This window comes from Streptomyces sp. A012304, assembly GCF_026008495.1.
Classification (GTDB): Bacteria; Actinomycetota; Actinomycetes; order Streptomycetales; family Streptomycetaceae; genus Streptomyces.
This window is the reverse complement of sequence record NZ_BQUN01000095.1, coordinates 117,531-134,886: the sequence shown is the minus strand read 5'-3', so window position 1 is coordinate 134,886 and position 17,356 is coordinate 117,531. Positions and strand designations below refer to the sequence as shown.

Annotated in this window: 20 protein-coding genes and 1 pseudogene; 13 read left to right on the top strand and 8 right to left on the bottom strand. The window is 72.6% G+C overall.

Annotated features, from left to right (window positions below; all coding sequences use genetic code 11):
• Window positions 1–43 precede the first annotated feature (43 nt).
• The gene (locus tag ALMP_RS20665; RefSeq protein WP_264930424.1) at window positions 44–532 is read right to left on the bottom strand and encodes an SUKH-3 domain-containing protein; all 489 of its coding nucleotides are present in this window, start codon (window positions 530–532) and stop codon (window positions 44–46) included.
• A 267-nt stretch (window positions 533–799) separates the two neighbouring features.
• Here ALMP_RS20665 and ALMP_RS20660 point away from each other — a divergent pair.
• Window positions 800–1,087: pseudogene (locus ALMP_RS20660) on the top strand (hypothetical protein); the annotation flags it as partial.
• 227 nt (window positions 1,088–1,314) lie between these two features.
• Window positions 1,315–1,602 carry a DUF3303 family protein gene (locus tag ALMP_RS20655; protein WP_264930422.1) on the top strand — a complete coding sequence of 96 codons (288 nt, stop codon included), beginning with the start codon at window positions 1,315–1,317 and terminating at the stop codon, window positions 1,600–1,602.
• 82 nt (window positions 1,603–1,684) lie between these two features.
• On the opposite strand, the gene ALMP_RS20650 is transcribed toward ALMP_RS20655, so the two are convergent.
• The 4 genes from ALMP_RS20650 to ALMP_RS20635 form a co-directional block, all read right to left on the bottom strand.
• A complete protein-coding gene (locus tag ALMP_RS20650; protein WP_264930420.1) occupies window positions 1,685–2,194 on the bottom strand; it encodes a hypothetical protein in 510 nt (169 codons plus the stop codon).
• 286 nt (window positions 2,195–2,480) lie between these two features.
• Entirely contained in the window at window positions 2,481–3,005 is a 525-nt protein-coding gene (locus tag ALMP_RS44410) for a transposase (RefSeq protein WP_375803510.1), read from the bottom strand.
• A 142-nt stretch (window positions 3,006–3,147) separates the two neighbouring features.
• A complete protein-coding gene (locus tag ALMP_RS20640) occupies window positions 3,148–3,366 on the bottom strand; it encodes an acyl-CoA carboxylase epsilon subunit (RefSeq protein ID WP_264930418.1) in 219 nt (72 codons plus the stop codon).
• On the bottom strand, window positions 3,363–5,036 hold the full coding sequence (locus ALMP_RS20635; protein WP_264930416.1) for an acyl-CoA carboxylase subunit beta: 1,674 nt from the start codon (window positions 5,034–5,036) through the stop codon (window positions 3,363–3,365). The genes ALMP_RS20640 and ALMP_RS20635 overlap by 4 nt, the downstream gene beginning before the upstream one ends.
• Before the next feature lie 96 nt (window positions 5,037–5,132).
• On the opposite strand from ALMP_RS20635, the gene ALMP_RS20630 reads away from it, so the two are divergent.
• The gene (locus ALMP_RS20630; protein ID WP_264930414.1) at window positions 5,133–6,164 is read left to right on the top strand and encodes an acyltransferase domain-containing protein; all 1,032 of its coding nucleotides are present in this window, start codon (window positions 5,133–5,135) and stop codon (window positions 6,162–6,164) included.
• Here ALMP_RS20630 and ALMP_RS20625 read toward each other — a convergent pair.
• Window positions 6,125–8,671: a multicopper oxidase domain-containing protein gene (locus ALMP_RS20625; RefSeq protein ID WP_264930411.1), complete on the bottom strand. Its 2,547-nt coding sequence runs from the start codon at window positions 8,669–8,671 to the stop codon at window positions 6,125–6,127. The genes ALMP_RS20630 and ALMP_RS20625 overlap by 40 nt on opposite strands.
• A 92-nt stretch (window positions 8,672–8,763) precedes the next feature.
• Between ALMP_RS20625 and fabG the strand changes: the two genes are divergently transcribed.
• The 10 genes from fabG to ALMP_RS20575 all read left to right on the top strand — a co-directional run bounded on the left by fabG (window position 8,764) and on the right by ALMP_RS20575 (window position 15,991).
• Window positions 8,764–9,507 carry a 3-oxoacyl-ACP reductase FabG gene (gene fabG, locus ALMP_RS20620; protein WP_264930410.1) on the top strand — a complete coding sequence of 248 codons (744 nt, stop codon included), beginning with the start codon at window positions 8,764–8,766 and terminating at the stop codon, window positions 9,505–9,507.
• A gap of 10 nt (window positions 9,508–9,517) precedes the next feature.
• A complete protein-coding gene (locus ALMP_RS20615) occupies window positions 9,518–10,996 on the top strand; it encodes a peptide MFS transporter (RefSeq protein WP_264930408.1) in 1,479 nt (492 codons plus the stop codon).
• A 129-nt stretch (window positions 10,997–11,125) separates the two neighbouring features.
• The gene (locus ALMP_RS20610; RefSeq protein WP_264930406.1) at window positions 11,126–11,446 is read left to right on the top strand and encodes a TcmI family type II polyketide cyclase; all 321 of its coding nucleotides are present in this window, start codon (window positions 11,126–11,128) and stop codon (window positions 11,444–11,446) included.
• A 73-nt stretch (window positions 11,447–11,519) separates the two neighbouring features.
• Complete coding sequence (locus ALMP_RS20605; protein WP_264930404.1) at window positions 11,520–11,945, top strand: cupin domain-containing protein; 426 nt, start codon at window positions 11,520–11,522, stop codon at window positions 11,943–11,945.
• Window positions 11,942–13,207, top strand: coding sequence for a beta-ketoacyl synthase (locus ALMP_RS20600; protein WP_264930402.1), 1,266 nt, complete (start codon window positions 11,942–11,944; stop codon window positions 13,205–13,207). The genes ALMP_RS20605 and ALMP_RS20600 overlap by 4 nt, the downstream gene beginning before the upstream one ends.
• Window positions 13,204–14,415, top strand: a complete 1,212-nt coding sequence (locus ALMP_RS20595; RefSeq protein ID WP_264930401.1) for a ketosynthase chain-length factor — start codon at window positions 13,204–13,206, stop codon at window positions 14,413–14,415. The genes ALMP_RS20600 and ALMP_RS20595 overlap by 4 nt, the downstream gene beginning before the upstream one ends.
• An 81-nt stretch (window positions 14,416–14,496) precedes the next feature.
• Window positions 14,497–14,748, top strand: coding sequence for an acyl carrier protein (locus ALMP_RS20590; RefSeq protein WP_264930400.1), 252 nt, complete (start codon window positions 14,497–14,499; stop codon window positions 14,746–14,748).
• A 1-nt stretch (window position 14,749) separates the two neighbouring features.
• Window positions 14,750–15,217: an SRPBCC family protein gene (locus tag ALMP_RS20585; RefSeq protein ID WP_264930398.1), complete on the top strand. Its 468-nt coding sequence runs from the start codon at window positions 14,750–14,752 to the stop codon at window positions 15,215–15,217.
• Window positions 15,214–15,540: an antibiotic biosynthesis monooxygenase gene (locus tag ALMP_RS20580; protein ID WP_264930396.1), complete on the top strand. Its 327-nt coding sequence runs from the start codon at window positions 15,214–15,216 to the stop codon at window positions 15,538–15,540. The genes ALMP_RS20585 and ALMP_RS20580 overlap by 4 nt, the downstream gene beginning before the upstream one ends.
• 16 nt (window positions 15,541–15,556) lie before the next feature.
• The gene (locus ALMP_RS20575) at window positions 15,557–15,991 is read left to right on the top strand and encodes an SCP2 sterol-binding domain-containing protein (RefSeq protein WP_264930394.1); all 435 of its coding nucleotides are present in this window, start codon (window positions 15,557–15,559) and stop codon (window positions 15,989–15,991) included.
• Window positions 15,992–16,072: 81 nt separating this feature from the next.
• Here the strand turns inward: ALMP_RS20575 and ALMP_RS20570 are convergent, their stop codons facing one another.
• Both ALMP_RS20570 and ALMP_RS20565 read right to left on the bottom strand, forming a co-directional pair.
• Window positions 16,073–16,813 (bottom strand): SchA/CurD-like domain-containing protein, encoded by a 741-nt coding sequence (locus ALMP_RS20570; RefSeq protein WP_264930392.1) that lies wholly within the window; start codon window positions 16,811–16,813, stop codon window positions 16,073–16,075.
• Between the two features lie 24 nt (window positions 16,814–16,837).
• Window positions 16,838–17,320 carry a DUF1772 domain-containing protein gene (locus ALMP_RS20565; RefSeq protein WP_264930390.1) on the bottom strand — a complete coding sequence of 161 codons (483 nt, stop codon included), beginning with the start codon at window positions 17,318–17,320 and terminating at the stop codon, window positions 16,838–16,840.
• Window positions 17,321–17,356 lie beyond the last annotated feature (36 nt).

Here is a 17,356-nt window from a genome sequence, read left to right as displayed (position 1 = left end):
ACCTGTCGGCCAGCGCCCCGCGGACAGTGCGCGAGGGACCGATTCATCGACAGTTGGCGAGCCAGTCTGCCCGCTCTGTACGATCGGCGCCGCCGTCTCCATCCACTACGTAGGCCAGCGCCTCTGCGAAGGTTGAACCCAGGTGCCAGAGGACATTCGGTCCCACAGCAATGACGCGCCCGCTTGCTGCAATGTATGATCTGTACTGGACCGACCACATGCCCAGAGGGCTGTAGTTCTCCGCATATCTAAGCCTCAACCTGGAGGCTTCCGCGGCTGTGTCGATGCAGGCGTCAACAGGGTCTATGTGCAGGGACGAGCCGGGGACACGCGCCGGGGAGCTCGCGATCGTCAGTCCGCCGAACTCCGCCCAAACCCCGAGCGCCGCGTCGTTGAGCTCGAACCCCGCCGCCGTCAGTTGATGTGTCCACTCCCCAGTTGCGACCTGGCGATCCGCTGTCCACCCGGCCACGCTGAGCGCGTCCAGCACTGAAGGCCTGCAACCCAACAGCGACCCACCGGCATGTTCCATGCGCCCTCCCCGTCCTCGCAACCGCGCCTGTTCACCGAAGTCTGCCGCACATCTCTGGTCCGCAGCGGGACAGGATGCTGTCCCGCACGTGAACGGAGATCACTTACGGGACAGCCTTTAGCGGGCTGTCTGACGACGCGAAAGCTACCCGCCGGTTACCTTGCGGCTGGTGTCTGAGCTAGGACACCGGGGCCTGGATGAACCAAGGCACGGGCCGGGCCCGCCGCCGCGCGGGGTGCTGTCGGTGGCGGCTGCGAGGCTGGACGGATGAATGGAGACGAGCAGTTGCTGCGCGGCCGGATCTACGGAGCCGACCACGACCATCCGGGCCCGAAGCCGGGACGCGGCTACGCCGAACTGGTGGGCGGACCGCTGGACGGCCTGCTGCTGGGCATCCACGGATGGCGGACCGTGGAAGTCGACGACGGCGTGGCCCTGTCCACCGGGCTCGGGCAGTTCCCCGGAGGCCGCGCCCTGTGCGACCCGCGCCCCGGCGAGCCCCGCACGCCGGGCCAGGGTGTGAGCTGCCGCTTCTGCTACTCCGGCGACACGCCCGGACCACAGCCCCGACCATCTGCCCGACCACGGCAGGTCAGCGCGCTGCTCACTCGCCCGGGGCACCGGTGCACGGACCCCCAGGCGATCGCGGCTGGGGGTTTTCACGTAGGGCCCAGCAGATCTTGGCGCCCGCGAACGGCTGCGGTAAAGCTGAGTGGGATGCACCGGATCCCAGCGAGCGCGGACGGAACCGCGCAGGTCATGGTGCGCGAGGAGAGCATGCGATGCGGATGATGATGAAGGCCCGCATGGACACCCAGATGTCGAACAAGGTGACCAAGGGCGGAGCGATGCCCCAGTCGGTGAAGTCGACCATCGAGCAGCTGAAGCCCGAGGCCGCCTACTTCACCCCCGAGGGCGGACGCACCATGATCATGGTCTTCGACATGAAGGACAGCTCGCAACTGCCCTCCATCGCCGACCCGTTCTTTCAGGAGATGGGCGCGGAGGTCACCTTCGAGCCCGTCATGAACCTCGACGATCTGGAGAAGGGCCTCGCTGCTCTGAGTTAGCCGGCATGGGGAGCTGGCAGCGGTTTCCTTGTCCAGCTGGGGGTGGCGCCTTTCCTGGCCAAGCGCCTGGTCATAAAGCCCGTCACCCCGGGCTGACCGCTCCTGTCGTGGCGACGTCGAAGCGGAACTCGGTGAACGGCTCCCTGTCGGCCCTCAGGGTATAGGTCGCCGCCGGGACGAGGGTCAGCTCGTTGACCCGGTCCCGGGGCAGGACGCCGCCCTGTTCCGGCAGGGACATCGGCACCAGATCGTGAGGCAGACCGCGCCCGTCGAAGGCGATCAGGTAGCCGTGCAGGGTCAGCGTCCGCCCGCCGGCCTCGGCGAAGCCGACACACCGATCATCGACGGCTACCCCGCCGTCCGCGGTCACCGTGAACCGGAAGTCGGCATTGACACCCGACCCGGGGTGGAAGCCGTGGCCCGGCGCCGAAACGAGCGTGACACTGTTGAGCCGGTCCCGCGCCAGGTGGCCCGGACCGTCGAGCAGGTTCATCAGCGCCAGCCCGTGCGACAGACCGCGTCCGTCGACACCGAAGGACGTGATGGACGTCCACTTCGACTGGAGCACCAGCAGCGGCTGGTCTCTGGTCATGGAAGTCCGGGGCGCCGCGTCGGTCGAGCGCTGGATGGGAGCCGGCCTGACGCCCGACCCTGAGAAGGTCGCCGGCTTCTTCCTCTCTAGCCTCCTGGACTTCCGCAACGCCGGCAGCGAGGACCGGCCCTACTACCGCAAGCCTGGCCATGACCTCGACAGCCTGGCTGAACGACTCGCCCCGTTCGGCAGGAAGGGCTCGTTCAACGACCGCCTTCGGCGCACCCGGAATATGACCGCAGAGCGCCGGGCTGTCGATGCCGTGCTGGCGGAGGACACCGTCCTCTCAATCCCGGCCCGTGCCGGGGGCCTCGCCGCCCTCCAGCACTTGGTCCAATTCGTCGCCATGAGCGGCGACCTCCGCGAAGTGGCCGTACGGCTCATCGCAGACCTGAAGGCCCGCGCGGCCATCACAGCCGACAAGAACCACGCCAAGGCCATCACGGCTCACAGCAGCGGCGTCGAGCAAGCGAAGCAGCTGCGCCGGAAGGACCGCGGATAACGGTCGCGGGCGCAGCATTCGCGCGGCCTCGGGTCCGGTCTCGTCCACGATCAGCACCGCGTCGTCGGTGCCGAGGTGTTCGGCGGCGTAGGCGCGCAGGTCGTCACGGACGGCATCGGCATCCCAGCGGGCGTACCGCAGCAGGCGCTGCATCGGCCCGGGCCGGGCGTGACCGGCCTGCTCGGCCGTCTGCCGGCAGTTTTTGCGCTCGGCGTTCGACAGCAGCCCGCGTAGATAGGCGCGGGCCGTGGCCCGTGGCTCAACTCGCCCGAAGCGGCCCGCGATCCGGGCCATGGTCTGGTCGAACATCGCCCGCCATCGGGCAGGGTCTACGCTATGGCCTGCGGCCACCGCACGATCTTCAGGAGTCCACACAACCCCCGACGATCACGCGGTGGCCGTACTCGTTCCCAGCCGGGCCACCACAAGATCGCGAAAGCAGACTGGAGTACTAGGCCGCCCGCCAGGCCGGGGGAGGGCGGGTGGCCCAGGAAAGGGACGCGACGGTCAGCGGGGCGGCCGGGCGCGACCAGTCGGCCGCCCGCGGGGACGCGGCTCGGGCGGCCCGTGCCGCGTCCTTCGCGGCCAGGGCGTGCAGGACCAGGACCAGGGCGGCGAGCTCCTCCGCGCGCGGGGCACCGCGGACGACCCGCACGGTGGCGCCGCTCACTGCGGCTGGTTCCCGTGCTTGCGGGCCGGCAGGGGCGCGTGCTTGGCGCGCAGCATCGCCAGCGCCCCGATCAGCCGGGCCCGCGTCTCGGCCGGGTCGATCACACTGTCGACGAGACCGCGCTCGGCCGCGTAATAGGGGTGCATCAGCTCGGCGCGGTACTCCTTGACCAGCCGGGCGCGGGTCGCCTCCGGATCGGCCGCCGTCGCGATCTCCCGGCGGAAGACGATGTTCGCCGCCCCCTCCGCCCCCATCACCGCGATCTCGTTGCTCGGCCAGGCCAGGGAGACGTCGGTGCCGATCGAACGGGAGTCCATCACGATGTACGCGCCGCCGTAGGCCTTGCGCAGGATCAGCTGCACCCGCGGCACGGTGGCGTTGCAGTAGGCGTACAGCAGTTTGGCGCCGTGCCGGATGATGCCGCCGTGCTCCTGGTCGACGCCGGGCAGGAAGCCGGGGACGTCGACGAGGGTGACGAGCGGGATGTTGAAGGCGTCGCAGGTCTGCACGAAGCGGGCGGCCTTCTCCGAGGCGTGGATGTCCAGCACCCCGGCGAACGACGCGGGCTGGTTGGCCACGATGCCCACCGCCTGCCCGTCCAGCCGCGCCAGCGCGCACACCACGTTGGTCGCCCAGTTCTCCTGGACCTCGAAGAAGTCGCCGTCGTCGACGACCTCGGCGATCACCGCCCGCATGTCGTACGCGCGCCCGGGGTCCGCCGGGACCAGGTCGAGCAGCGCCTCGGTGCGGCGGTCGGCCGGGTCCGACGTGGGCCGCGGCGGGGGCAGTTCACGGTTGTTGGACGGCAGCAGGGACAGCAGATGGCGTACGTCCTCCAGGCACGTGGGCTCGTCGTCGTAGGCGAAGTGGGCCACGCCGGAGAGCGACGCGTGGGTGTCGGCGCCGCCCAGCGCCTCGTGCGTGACGACCTCCCCGGTGACCGCCTGCACGACGTCCGGCCCGGTGATGAACATCTGCGCGGTGCCGCGCACCATGAACACGAAGTCGGTCAGCGCCGGCGAGTACGCGGCGCCCCCGGCGCACGGCCCCAGCACCACGCTGATCTGGGGGATGACCCCCGAGCTGCGCACGTTGCGGGTGAAGATGCCGCCGTAGCCGGCCAGCGCGGTGACCCCTTCCTGGATCCGCGCGCCGGCGCCGTCGCACAGGCCGACGATCGGCGCGCCCGCGCTCTCGGCCAGGTCCATCAGCTTGTGGATCTTCTGCGCGTGCGCCTCGCCGAGGGCGCCGCCGAAGATACGGAAGTCATGGGCGTACGCGAACACCGTACGGCCGTCCACCCGGCCCCAGCCCGTGACGACGCCGTCGGTGTGGGGGCGGCGGTTCTCCAGTCCGAAGCCGGTGGCGCGGTGCCGGCGCAGCTCCTCGATCTCGGCGAACGTGCCCTCGTCGAAGAGGAGCGCGAGACGTTCGCGCGCGGTCAGCTTGCCCTTCGCGTGCTGGGCCTCGGTCGCCCGCTCGCTCGGGCCGCACCGCACGCTCTCGTGCAGCGCGGCGAGTTCCGCGACCCGGTCGCGGAGATGACCGTCACGGGGGGCGGCGGTGGCGTCCGGGACGGGGGTGGTGGTGGCGTCCGCGACGGCGGTGGCGGTGCCCGCCGTGGTCCGGGTGGTCACCGACGCCGGGGACGTTTCGTCGACAACGCTCATGGAGTGCAGCGTGCGCCCGGCCGCTCAAGGCGGACTCGACGGCTTCCGCGAGAGCCGGTGGAGAGCGGCTCGATCCGGGCGGTCCAGCCTGGCGCCATGACTGACCTTCAGCGCCGCTCCGTGGTCCTGATGTTCCCGGGAACAGGAGCGCAGCACACGCAGATGGCGGCCGGACTCTACGGGCACGAGCCGGTCTTCACCGACGCGGTGGACTCCGTCCTGGCCCTGCTCGGCGCGCCGGGCGAGGCCGCGAGGGCCGACTGGCTGGCCGAGCGGCCCGCCGTGCCGATGGAGTCCGATGCCCGTTCCGCGCCCCTGCTGTTCGCCGTGGACTACGCGATGGGGCGGCTGGTGGAGAGCTGGGGGGTGCGTCCGGCGGCGTACCTCGGGCACAGCATGGGCGAGTTCGCCGCCGCCGTGCTCGCCGGGGTGTTCCGGCTCGACGACGCGGTCCGGCTGCTGTGGGAGCGGGTCCGGTTGCAGCGGACCACTCCGGCGGGCGGGATGCTCGCGGTCGCGGCGGCGCCCGGCGAACTGACCGGATGCCTGACGGACGGGGTGGTGGTGGGCGCGGTGAACGCGCCCCGGCACACGGTGCTCTCCGGTCCACGGGCCGCCCTGGAGGCCGTCGCCCGGCGGCTGACCGCGGACGGCAGGACCTTCCGGCGGCTCGCCACCCGCACCCCGTACCACAGCCCGGCGCTGGCGCCGCTGGTGGCCGAGACGGAGGCCCTGGTGCGCGGCATGCCGCTCGCGCCTCCCCGTACGCCGCTGTACTCCGCATACACCGCGCGGCCGTTGAGCGCGGAGCAGGCGGTCGACGCCGCGTTCTGGGCCGGGCAGCCGACCGCCCCGGTGCTGTTCTGGCGGACGCTGGAGCGGGTGCTCGCCGACGGTGACCGGCTGCTCGTCGAGGCCGGCCCGGCGCAGAGCCTGACGGTGCTCGCCCGGGGGCACCGGGCCGTGCGCTCGGGCCGCAGCGCGGTCCTCGCCACGCTGCCCCCTCGGGCGCTGGGGCCCGAGGAGGACCGGCGTGCGGTGCGCGCGGCACGCGAGCGGCTGTCGGCGTGGGCCGGCCCGACGGCGGATCACTCCGGCAGGTTGCCGGTGGAGCTGCCCGCCTCGTAGGGGGTCCGTACGCCGTCGTAGGCCAGGTGCAGGACCATGCCGTCGCGGGCGTGGTCGAGGTTGTGGCAGTGGTCCATCCACAGGCCGGGGTTGTCGGCGCGGAACGCGACCTCGAACCGCTCGCCGGGAGCGACGTTCAGGGTGTCGGTCCACCAGGGGCTGCCGGTCGTGCGCTGCCCGTTGCGGGACAGGACGAGCATGCGGTGGCCGTGCAGGTGCATGGGGTGGTCGTCGAGGCTGCGGTTGACGAACGTGACGCGGACCCGGTCGCCCTCCCGGACCAGCAGGGCGGGGATGTCCGGGTGGACGGCGTTGTTGACGGTCCACAGCACCATGGGCCGGCCGTCGTAGAAGCCGAAGCTGTTGCCGAGGACCAGGTGGAAGTCACGGTCGTAGCGGGTGCCGGGACCGATCCCGGCGGCGGCGGTGCCGGTCGCGGGGGAGCCGTAGCGCAGCGGGTCGAAGAGCGGGCCCGTGGCGGGGGGCGGCGGCTGCGCGGTGCCGGTGGGGTCGAGCAGCAGGGACGCCGTCTCGGCCCGCCCCGCTCCGTAGGCGCCGTCCTCGCCGCAGCCCTCGAAGCCGTGGCTGGCGGCCGAGGCGTTGGCGTCGCCGACCACGGTCAGGTGCACCGGACCGTCCGGCTGGCGGAACGTCACGTCGTACCGTCCGCCGCCCGCCACGCGCAGCCGGGTGCCCCGCAGGTCGGTGGGCGCCGAGATGTCGTTGCCGTCGATCGCCGCGACCCGGAAGGCGGTGCCGGCGAGGGAGTAGGTGCGGGGGCAGTTGTCGGCGTTGACCAGGCGCAGCCGGACCGGGGTGCCGGCCGGGACCTTCTCGTGGCGCGGCCGGGTGTCGTCGCCGAACGCGGTGCGCAGCACGCCGCCGACTCCGTTGCGGCCGCTGAGCGCGCCCCCGCCGCCGCGCCGCGCGGCGTTCCCGTCGGCCCGGACCTCGCCGTCCTCGACGCTCCAGGCGTGGGCGACGACGGTACGGTCCACGCCCGCCGGTCGGCCGGTCGGCTCGTCCACGATCAGCGCGCCGAAGAGGCCACGCGCCACCGCCGTGCTGGACTGCTGGTGCGCGTGGTACCAGAAGGTGCCCGCGCGCGGCGCCCGGAACCGGTACACATGGCGCTCCCCGGGGCCGACCGCGTCCTGGGTGACGCCGGCCACGCCGTCCTCGGCGGCGGGCACGTCGACGCCGTGCCAGTGCACGGTGACTCCGTCCCCGACGTTCCCGTTGACGAGCACCACCTCCACCAACTCGCCCTTGACAATTCTGAGTTCGGGCCCGGGGAGCTGTCCGTTGAAGGCGAGGGCGGCCACCTTCTCGCCCGACGCCAGGCGCATGGTGCGCTCGGTGGCGGTGAGCGTGAAGCGCCGGTCGGGGGTGCCCGTGCGGGGGCCGGTCAGGCCGGCCAGATCGCGGACCGGGGCCTGTCCCGGCGCCGGGCCGCCGCCGGTGTCGTAGGCGTGCTCGTGGTGCGCCTGGCCCAGACGCCCCGGCAGCCGGCTCCGCTCGGCGGCGACGGTCCAGCCCCCGGCGCACAGCACGGCGAGGGCGGTCACCGTCGCCGTCGAGCGCACCAGGCGCCGCGCCCGCGACGGCCGCCGCCAGCCGGGCTCCCCGACGACCGCACGCCACCGCTGCTGCCACAGCACCAGCCCGGCGGCGGCCAGCGCCAGCAGGACGAGTTCGAGCACGAACAGCCCGGCGTACGGAGGGGCCGGCGGATGCAGCGTCAGCGCGGCCCCGGCGAGCGCGGCCACCCAGCAGACCCGCACGGGCACCACCAGCCGCCCACTCGCGGCGGCGGACCGCAACCCGGCGGGGACACCCGGCGGAGCGGAGTCGGCCGGGTGCCCGCCGCTCCCGCGGGGGCCGCCCGGCGCCGGGTGACGCCGCCCGGCGGGCGTGCCCCGGCCACCGGGACTCGGCGCGGGGGCGCCGTCTCCGGTCGGGTCGGTGGGGGTTGCCGGTGCCGGGGGGCGCCGCCCGGCGGGGAGGTTCGGGCCGACGGCGTCGAGTGCGCGGTCTCCCGGCGAGTCGGCCGACGCGACCGGCGTCAGGGCGGGTTGCCCGGCGGTCGTGCCGGGGCCGCCGTCTCGGGACCGCGCCGGCACTCCCGTCGAGGCCAGGGCCGCGGACGGCCGCTCCGGGGTCTGTGCCGGCGCCGGCACACGGGTGCGGGACAGGCGCCAGTACGCCGGTACCGACAGGGCCGCGACCGCCGTGCCCGCCACGGCCAGGGGCACCGCCGCGAACAGGAGGAAGTCGGCGGCAGCCGGCCGGCCCGCCGTGGCGGCGAGGGCGACGGCCAGCGCCACCCGCACCGCCAGCACCAGCAGCGACACGCCCACCAGGACCAGCCCGAGGCGGGCCCGGCGGCGCAGTGAGCGGACCGTCGGGCGGGTCGCCAGCCGGCGGGCGCCACGGGCCGCGAAGCCCCAGAAGACCGCCGCCAGCACGGCCCACAGCAGGTTCTGTTCGAAGAGGATCTCCACCATGCGCGCAGCGTGCCGTGTGCCCTTCGAGCCTGCCTTGAGCCCGGTGGCCGATGCTTTCGACGCTTTCGACGGGAACGAGGAAGGGACACGGTATGGCCGAGAGGCGTTGCGCGCTGGTGACCGGCGGCTCACGAGGCATCGGACGCGCGGTCGCGGTACGGCTCGCACAGGAGGGCTACGACATCGGGTTCTGCTCCCGCTCCGCCGACGAGGCGGCGCTGGAGACCACCCGGCTCGTCGCCGAGGCCGGGGCGGCGGTCCACCACGTGGTCTGCGACGTCACCGACGCCGAGGCGGTGCGCAGATTCACCGACGAGACCGAGGAGAAGCTGGGCCTGCCCCCGTACGCGCTGGTCAACTCCGCCGGTGTGCTGCGGGACCGCCCCATGGCGCTGATGTCGCAGGGCGACTGGCACTCGGTGGTCGGCACGAGCCTGGACGGGGCCTTCCACATGTGCCGCGCGGTGCTGCGCGGACTGATCACCCGCAGGGCCGGCGCCGTGGTGAACGTCTCCTCGGTGATCGGCGTGTACGGCAACCCCGGCCAGGCCAACTACGCGACGGCCAAGGCGGGCCTGAACGGCCTCACCCGCGCCCTCGCCAAGGAGGTCGCCCCCTACGGGGTGCGGGTCAACGCCGTGGCGCCGGGGTTCATCGAGACCGACATGCTCGACGGCATGACGGCCAAGGCCCGCGAGGCCGCCCTGGGCAAGGTCGCCATGGGCCGCTTCGGCAGCGCCGAGTCCGTCGCCGAGCTGGTCGCGTTCCTGCTCTCCGACGCCGCCGACTACATCACCGGCCAGGTGGTGCAGATCGACGGCGGTATCTCACTGTGAGGGGGCGGACGTGACCACGCAGAGCACCACCGTCCCCGGCCCGGCCGCCGACGCCGCCACCCGCCCGGTCCGGGCACTGTTCCGCGAGCGCTGGTTCAGCACCCTGTTCATGACCGACATGTGGGAGCGGTTCAGCTTCTACGGCATGCAGGCGCTGCTCTTCCTCTACGCCACCGCGCCGGCCGCCGAGGGCGGACTGGGACTGTCGGACGGCATGGCCGGCGCCCTCTTCGGGCTCTACATCTCCGCGTCGTTCCTGGCGGCCATGCCCGGCGGCTGGCTCGGCGACCGGGTCCTGGGCACCCACCGGGCGATGCTCGGCGGCGCCCTCGTCATCGCGGCCGGGCACGCCTGCATGGCCGTACCCGCCCACCTCACCTTCTACCTGGGCCTGCTGCTGGTCGCCTGCGGCACGGGACTGCTCAAGCCCAACCTCCCCGTGATGTTCGACCAGATGAACCCGGGGGCGGGCAGCGCGCAGCGGCAGGCGGCGTTCTCCGTGTTCTACATGAGCGTCCAGGTCAGCGCGCTGATCGGCCCACTGGTCACCGGTGCCCTCGGCGAACGCGTCCACTGGCACCTGGGCTTCGGCGCCGCGGCCGTCGGCATGCTCCTCGGCGTGCTCCAGTACCTGCACGGCGCCCCCACGCTGCGCGGCGCCCGGACCGGACCCGCCCATCCGCTGCCGCCCGCCGCGCTGCGCCGGCTGGTGCGCGGCGCCTGGGCGGCGCTGGCCGTCGCCGCCCTGCTGATCACCGCGGTCACGGCGGCCGGCGGGCTGCCGCTGCGCCCCGTGCTGGCGCTGTGCGGACTGGCCTCGCTGGTGGTGCCCGTCTGGTACTTCCGGCGGCTGCTGCGCGGGGCCGGGCTGGACGAGGCCGAGCGCGAACGGGTCCGCGGCTACCGGAAGATCTTCGTCCCGTCGGTGCTGTTCTGGGCGATGTACGGCCAACTCGGCTCGGTCTTCAGCCTGTTCGCCCGGGAGCACACCGACCGGGAGATCGCCGGGTTCACCGTGCCGGCGAGCTGGTTCCAGTCCGCGCACCCGCTGTTCCTGCTGCTGCTCGCACCGCTCTTCGCCTGGCTGTGGCTGCGGCTCGCGGCGGGCACGGGCACCGTGCGCAAGTTCTCCGCCGGACTGCTGTGCGCGGCGGCCGGCTTCGCTGTCCTCGCGGTCGGCGCCCGGCTCGCGGACGGCGGCGACGTACGGGTGTCCGCGCTCTGGCTGCTGGCCGCCTTCCTCTGCATGACCTGCGGCGAGCTGGTCTTCGGGCCCGTCGGGCTGAGCGCGACGGCGGAGAGCGCCCCGCAGGGCCACCGCAGCCGCATGATGGGGCTCTTCTACCTGGGCGCCGCGCTGGGCGCCGGGGCGGGCGGCCAGCTCTCGCACCTCGTGGGCGTCCTGCCGCTGTGGGTGTACCTGGCCGGCTTCGCCGCCACGGCCGTCGTCACCGCGCTGCTCCTGTACCGCAGAACGGCTCAAATCTGACGTCGAGTTGCCCTGGACGGGGCCTCAAGCCCTCCCGTCCAGCATCAAAAGCGGCAGGTCCGACCGCTCGAAGGACCCGCCCGACGCCCCACGGACCCACCGCTGCGGGCGCTACCCGAAGGAGTCCCCATGGCGCATCGCACGCTCATCGTCGCGCGGATGCAGCACGACGACGCGGACAAGGTCGCCGCGCTCTTCGCCGAGTCCGACGCGACCGAGCTGCCCCACATGATCGGCGTCCAACGGCGCACCCTCTTCCGCTTCCAGGGCCTCTACTTCCACCTGGTGGAGGCGGAGCAGCCCATCAACGACAACCTCTACCGGGCCCGCAGCCACCCGCTCTACGAGGACATCAACACCCGGCTCCAGGAGTTCATGACGCCGTACTCCCCGACCTGGCGGGAGCCCAAGGACTCGATGGCCGAGCCCTTCTACACCTGGACCGCCTGAACCGAGACGTCCGCCGCACCCCGGCCCGCCCTCCCCAGGCGGCCCGGGACACACGTCCCCAGCTGGAGCACCTATGCAGACCACCGACCTCATCAAGATCGCCATCGACGACGTACCACCCAACCGCAAGCGCGGTGGGGACCTGCGTGTCCTGCTCAGCCCGAAGACCTGCGGAGCGACCTCGGGGTTCATGGGCGTCGGCACCCTGGAGCCCGGCGAGTTCGTCTCCGAGCACTACCACCCCTACTCCGAGGAGTTCTTCCACGTCATCCGCGGCCGGCTGCTGCTGCGGATCGACGGCCGGGAGCTGGTCCTGGAGCCCGGCGAGTCCTTCATGGTCCCGATCGGGGTGCGGCACCGCATCGAGAACCCGGGCACGGAGCAGGCGTTCGTCGCCTTCTTCCTCAGCCCGCTCGCCCCGCGCCCGGAACTCGGCCACGTCGACTGCGAGCCGCTGCCCGGCGAGGGCACGCTGCCCGAAGTGGGGGGTGCCGCATGACCGGACGCGCGGTGATCACCGGTATCGGTGTCGTCGCCCCCGGGCAGCCGGGCCGTGAGGCGTTCTGGGAGATGATCGTCAAGGGCCGGACGGCCACCCGGCGCATCACCCTCTTCGACCCCACCCCGTTCCGCAGCCGGATCGGAGCGGAGTGCGACTTCGACCCCGAGCGGGCCGGGCTGTCGTACCAGGAGATCCGGCGCACCGACCGGGCCGGCCAGTTCGCTCTGGTCGCCACCCGGGAGGCGCTGGCCGACAGCGGGCTCGACACCGCCGCCGAGGACCCGCACCGCATCGGGGTGAGCGTCGGCAACGGTGTCGGCAACGCCATCTCCATGGAGCAGGAGTACCGCACGGTCAGCGACAACGGCCGGCAGTGGCTCGTCGACCAGGGCTATATGAAGCCGCACCTGTACTCGTACGTGATGTCCAGCTCGCTGGCGACCGAGGTGGCGTGGGCGGCCGGGGCCGAGGGCCCGGCGACCGTGGTCAGCTCCGGCTGCTGCGCGGGCATCGACGCCGTCGGGTACGCCGTCGACCTGATCCGGGAGGGCTCGGCGGACGTCATGGTCGCCGGCGCCACGGACGCGCCGATCTACCCGATCACCGTCTCCTGCTTCGACACCCTGCGTGCCTCCTCCACCAGCAACGACGATCCGGAGCACGCCTGCCGCCCGTTCGACCGGCGGCGCAACGGGCTGGTGCTGGGGGAGGGCTCCGCGGTCTTCGTGATCGAGGAGCTGGAGCACGCCCGGCGCCGGGGCGCCCGCATCTACTGCGAGGTCGCGGGCTACGCGGCCCGCGCCAACGGCTACCACATGACCGGCCTGCGGCCCGACGGGCGCGAGATGGGCGAGGCGATCACCGCCGCGCTCGACGAGGCCCGGATCAACCCCGACGAGATCGACTACGCCAACGCCCACGGCAGCGGCACCAAGCAGAACGACCGGCACGAGACCGCCGCCTACAAGCGCAGCCTGGGCGAGCACGCCTACCGGATCCCCGTCAGCTCCATCAAGTCGATGGTCGGGCACTCGCTCGGCTCGATCGGCTCGATCGAGATCGCGGCCAGCGCCCTGGCCATCGAGCGGGGTACGGTCCCGCCCACCGCCAACTACGAGGAACGCGACCCCGAGTGCGACCTGGACTATGTGCCGGGCACCGCGCGGGAGGCGGACCTCGACGTCGTCCTCAGCGTCGGCAGCGGCTTCGGCGGGTTCCAGAGCGCGGTGGTCCTCACCTCCCCGAGGAGGATCGGGTGAGCGCTCCCGTCATCACCGGACTGGGCGTGGTGGCGCCCAACGGACAGGACCGCGAGAGCTGGTGGCGGGCGACCCTCGACGGGACGTCCGGCCTCGGCCGGATCAGCCGCTTCGACCCCGACCGCTACCCGGTGCGGGTCGCGGGCGAGGCCACCGGCTTCGACCCGGCCGACCACGCCCCGCAGCGCCTGGTCAGCGAGACCGACGCCATGACGCAGTACGCCTTCGCCGCGACCAACGAGGCCCTCGCCGACGCGGCCGTGGTCCCCGAGGACTTCGCCGACCTCGACATGGCGGTCATCACCGCCAACTCCTCGGGCGGCGTCGAGTTCGGCCAGCGCGAGCTGCAGAAGCTGTACCGCGAGGGCCCGCAGGCCGTGGGCGCGTACATGTCGATCGCCTGGTTCTACGCGGCGACGACCGGACAGCTGTCCATCCGGCACGGCATGCGCGGTCCCTGCGGGGTGCTCTGCTCGGAGCAGGCCGGCGGCCTCGACGCGCTGGCCCAGGCCCGGCGGGTGCTCGCCAAGGGCACCCGGCTGGTGCTGTCGGGCGGCACCGACGCCTCGCTGTCGCCGTACGGGCTGGTCTGTCAGCTCTCCAACGGGCGGCTCAGCGAGGAACACCGGCCCGAGCGGGCCTACGTCCCCTTCGACCCGGAGGCGCGCGGCTATGTCCCCGGGGAGGGCGGCGCGATCTTCGTGGTGGAGAACCGCGACGACGCCCGAGCCCGGGAGGGCGCCCGGATCTACGCCGAGGTCGCCGGCTACGCCGCCACCTTCGATCCGCGGCCCGGTTCCGGCCGCCCGCCCGGACTGCGCCGGGCAGCCGAACTCGCCCTCGCCGACGCGTCGTTGACACCGCCGGAGGTCGACGTCGTGTTCGCCGACGGCTACGGCGTGCCCGAGCTGGACCGGCAGGAGGCCGAGGCCCTCACCGCGGTGTTCGGCGCCGAGGCGGTCCCGGTGACGGTCCCCAAGACCATGACCGGCCGGCTCTACGCGGGCGGCGCCGCCCTCGACGTGGCCGCCGCGGTCCTCGCCCTGCGCGACCAGGTGATCCCGCCGTCGGTCAACGTCCGTCCCGACCCCGAGCACCGGCTCGACCTGGTCGTCGACCGGCCCCGCGAGGCCCGGCTGCGCACCGCGCTGGTACTCAGCCGCGGCTACGGCGGGTTCAACGCGGCCGTCGTGCTGCGGACCGCCTGAACCCCGGCTTCCGCCCTCCTCTCGCGCATCTCCTCATCTCTTCACGCACCGCCATCCATCACCCGTACCAAGGAGGAACCCATGCCTGCCACCATGACCTTCGACGACCTCAAGGCGGTCATGAGCCGGTGCACCGGCGACGCCGAGGAACTCACCCCGGACAACCTCGGCACCGCCTTCACCGACATCGGCTACGACTCGCTCGCGGTCCTGGAGATCGCCAGCCAGATCCAGCGCGAGTACGGCCTGCAGATACCGGACGAGGCCATCGAGGGCATGAACGCGCCCCAGGACGTGATCGACTACGTCAACGCCAGCCTCTCGGCGGTCTGACATGGCGCACACCGACAACACCGTCGTCATCGACGCGCCCATGGACCTGGTGTGGGAGATGACGAACGACGTCGAGTCCTGGCCCCGACTGTTCTCCGAGTACTCCGCGGCCGAGATCCTCGGCCGGGACGGCGCCACCGTGCGCTTCCGGCTCACCCTGCACCCCGACGAGAACGGGGCGGTGTGGAGCTGGGTCTCCGAGCGCACGCCCGACCCGGAGACCCGCACCGTGCGGGCGCGCCGGATCGAGACCGGCCCCTTCGAGCACATGGACATCTTCTGGACCTACACCGAGACCGACTCCGGTGTGGAGATGCGCTGGCGGCAGGAGTTCACGGTCCGCCCCGGGCTGCCGTTCGGCGACCCGGAGATGACCGAGCGGCTGAACACCAACACCCGCCGGGAGATGGCCCGGATCAAGGGGCTGGTCGAGGAGGCCGCGGCGCGCCGCACGGCGGTGGGGCCGTGACGGCGGCCGGGCTGCGGGTCCTGCTGCGGATCCGGGTCGCCGAGGGGCACGAGGCCGAGTTCGAGGAGCTGTGGCGCGCTCACGCCGAGACCGTGCGCCGGTTCCCCGACAACCACGGCCAGCAGCTGCTGCGCGACACCGCCGAGCCCGGCAGCTACACCGTCCTGACGGACTGGACGGACGAGCCGTCCTTCCGGGCCTTCGAGCGCAGCGCCGAGCAGCAGGCGTACCTCAAGGTGCTCTGGCCGCTGCGGGAGGGCGGCGAGATGCGGCTGCTCGAACCGCTCCACGCACTGTCACCGGCCGCGACGGCCGAAGCCTAGGTTCCAGGAGGAACGGATGAGTGTGCAGCAGGAACAGGTGACCGAGCTGATCGAGCTGGTGGAGTCCGTGCCGGCCAAGGAGCTGGAGGCCGCGGTGGCGCGGCGGGAGGGCGGTCTCGACGCCGCGCTGACGCTGATCTTCGAGCTGCTGGTGTCGGAGTTCAACCCGGAGAAGGCCAAGGGCCAGGGTGGCGTCTTCCAGTTCGACATCGCCTCCGGTGAGGGGCAGAAGCTCCACTACGTGCAGGTCGAGGCCGGCACCTGCCGGACCGACAAGGGCCGGCACGACAGCCCCGACATCACCATCGGGATCAAGTTCCCCGACATGCTGGCCATGGGCGTCGGCAAGCTCCCCGGCGCGAAGGCCTTCCTGACGGGCAAGCTGAAGCTGCGCGGCAGCCCGCTGATGGGCACCAAGCTCGGCGAGTGGTTCGACCACCCCGAGGTCTGACGCGACAGCACCACGAAACGAGAACCGCCGCCGGGCCTGGGGTCCGGCGGCGGTTTTCCGATGTGCGGTTCTCAGGGAGCGTCAGTCCACTCCCAGCACGGACATGTGCGCGATCGACAGCATGGCCTGCTCGTGCACCAGGGCCAGGTACGCGTCCGGGTGGGCGGGCCGGACGGTGTCGAGCAGATACGGCTCCAGCCAGGTCTCGGCCCGGTCGCCGAAGCAGCGGTCCGTCAGATAGCCCACCACGTCGTACGGATGCCCGTCGTACTGGACGACCCGCACCAGGGCGTCCTCGTGCAGGAACAGCGCGGTGCGCACGATCGTCGGGTGCTCCGGCGACAGCAGCAGCGTCGCCCGGCGGTTGGCGGTGGCGCGGGTCGCGGCGAGTTCGGCGCCCGCGCCCCGGCGCAGCGGATAGCGCAGCGCGACCGTGCCGGCGGCGGGCCGCTCGTCCGGGCTGTGCTGCTCCAGCACGGTCATGAAGCTGCGGTGGAAGTGCCGCCGGAAACCCTCCGGGGTCTCGGTGTCACGCGGCTCGGAGAGGTACGGCAGGATCGCCCGCTCCGCCTCGTGCACTCCCTTCTGCACCGACATGTGCCGGGCGATCCGGTCGGCGGAGACGCCGTCGTGGTGGATCACCCGGACCAGGGTGTCGCCCTGGACGAACAGGCCGGTGCCTAGCAGCATGCCGATGGTCTCGCCGGAGGTGTCCTTGATGACGGGCGAGTCGACCCGGGTGAAGTTGCGCGGGGCGAAGACGTCCGTGAGCTCCTCCTCGTGTCCGGGACGGACCCGGTAGGTGATGGCGTTCAGGGGCATGGGGATTTCTCCTCTCGGAGTGCGTCAGGGGGAAGCGAGCACCGCCACGGTGACCGTGGCCAGGGCCAGCGCGGCCAGTGCCGTGCGCAGCCGGTGCCAGGCGCGCCACAGCGGCCGGGGGTCCTGCCAGGGGCCCTCGGCGGCGAGCCCGGCCAGTGAGCGGTTGATCGGCACGTTGCCGAGGTGCGAGACGGCCTGCACCCCGATCAGCAGTACCGACGCCGCCGGGAACAGCACCCGGCCAGGCCCTTCGGCGAGCACGGCGAGGGCGAACCCGCTGAGGGTGACGACGTTGACCAGGATCGGCATCAGCGGGTGGTACCCCTTGCCCAGCAGGGCGTGGGCCCGCAGGTACTCGGCGCGGTCCATGGCCGCCATGGCGGGAGCCACACTGACCAGAACCGCCACGAAGATGCCCGTCACGGTTCCCGTTCCGATCAGCACGACCCCGGTCAGTACTTCCTTGAGCATCACGACTCCCGGTCCGTGGTGGATGTACCAGGTCACCCTGGCCACACCTGCTCGATTCGCTGTGGAGGGGTG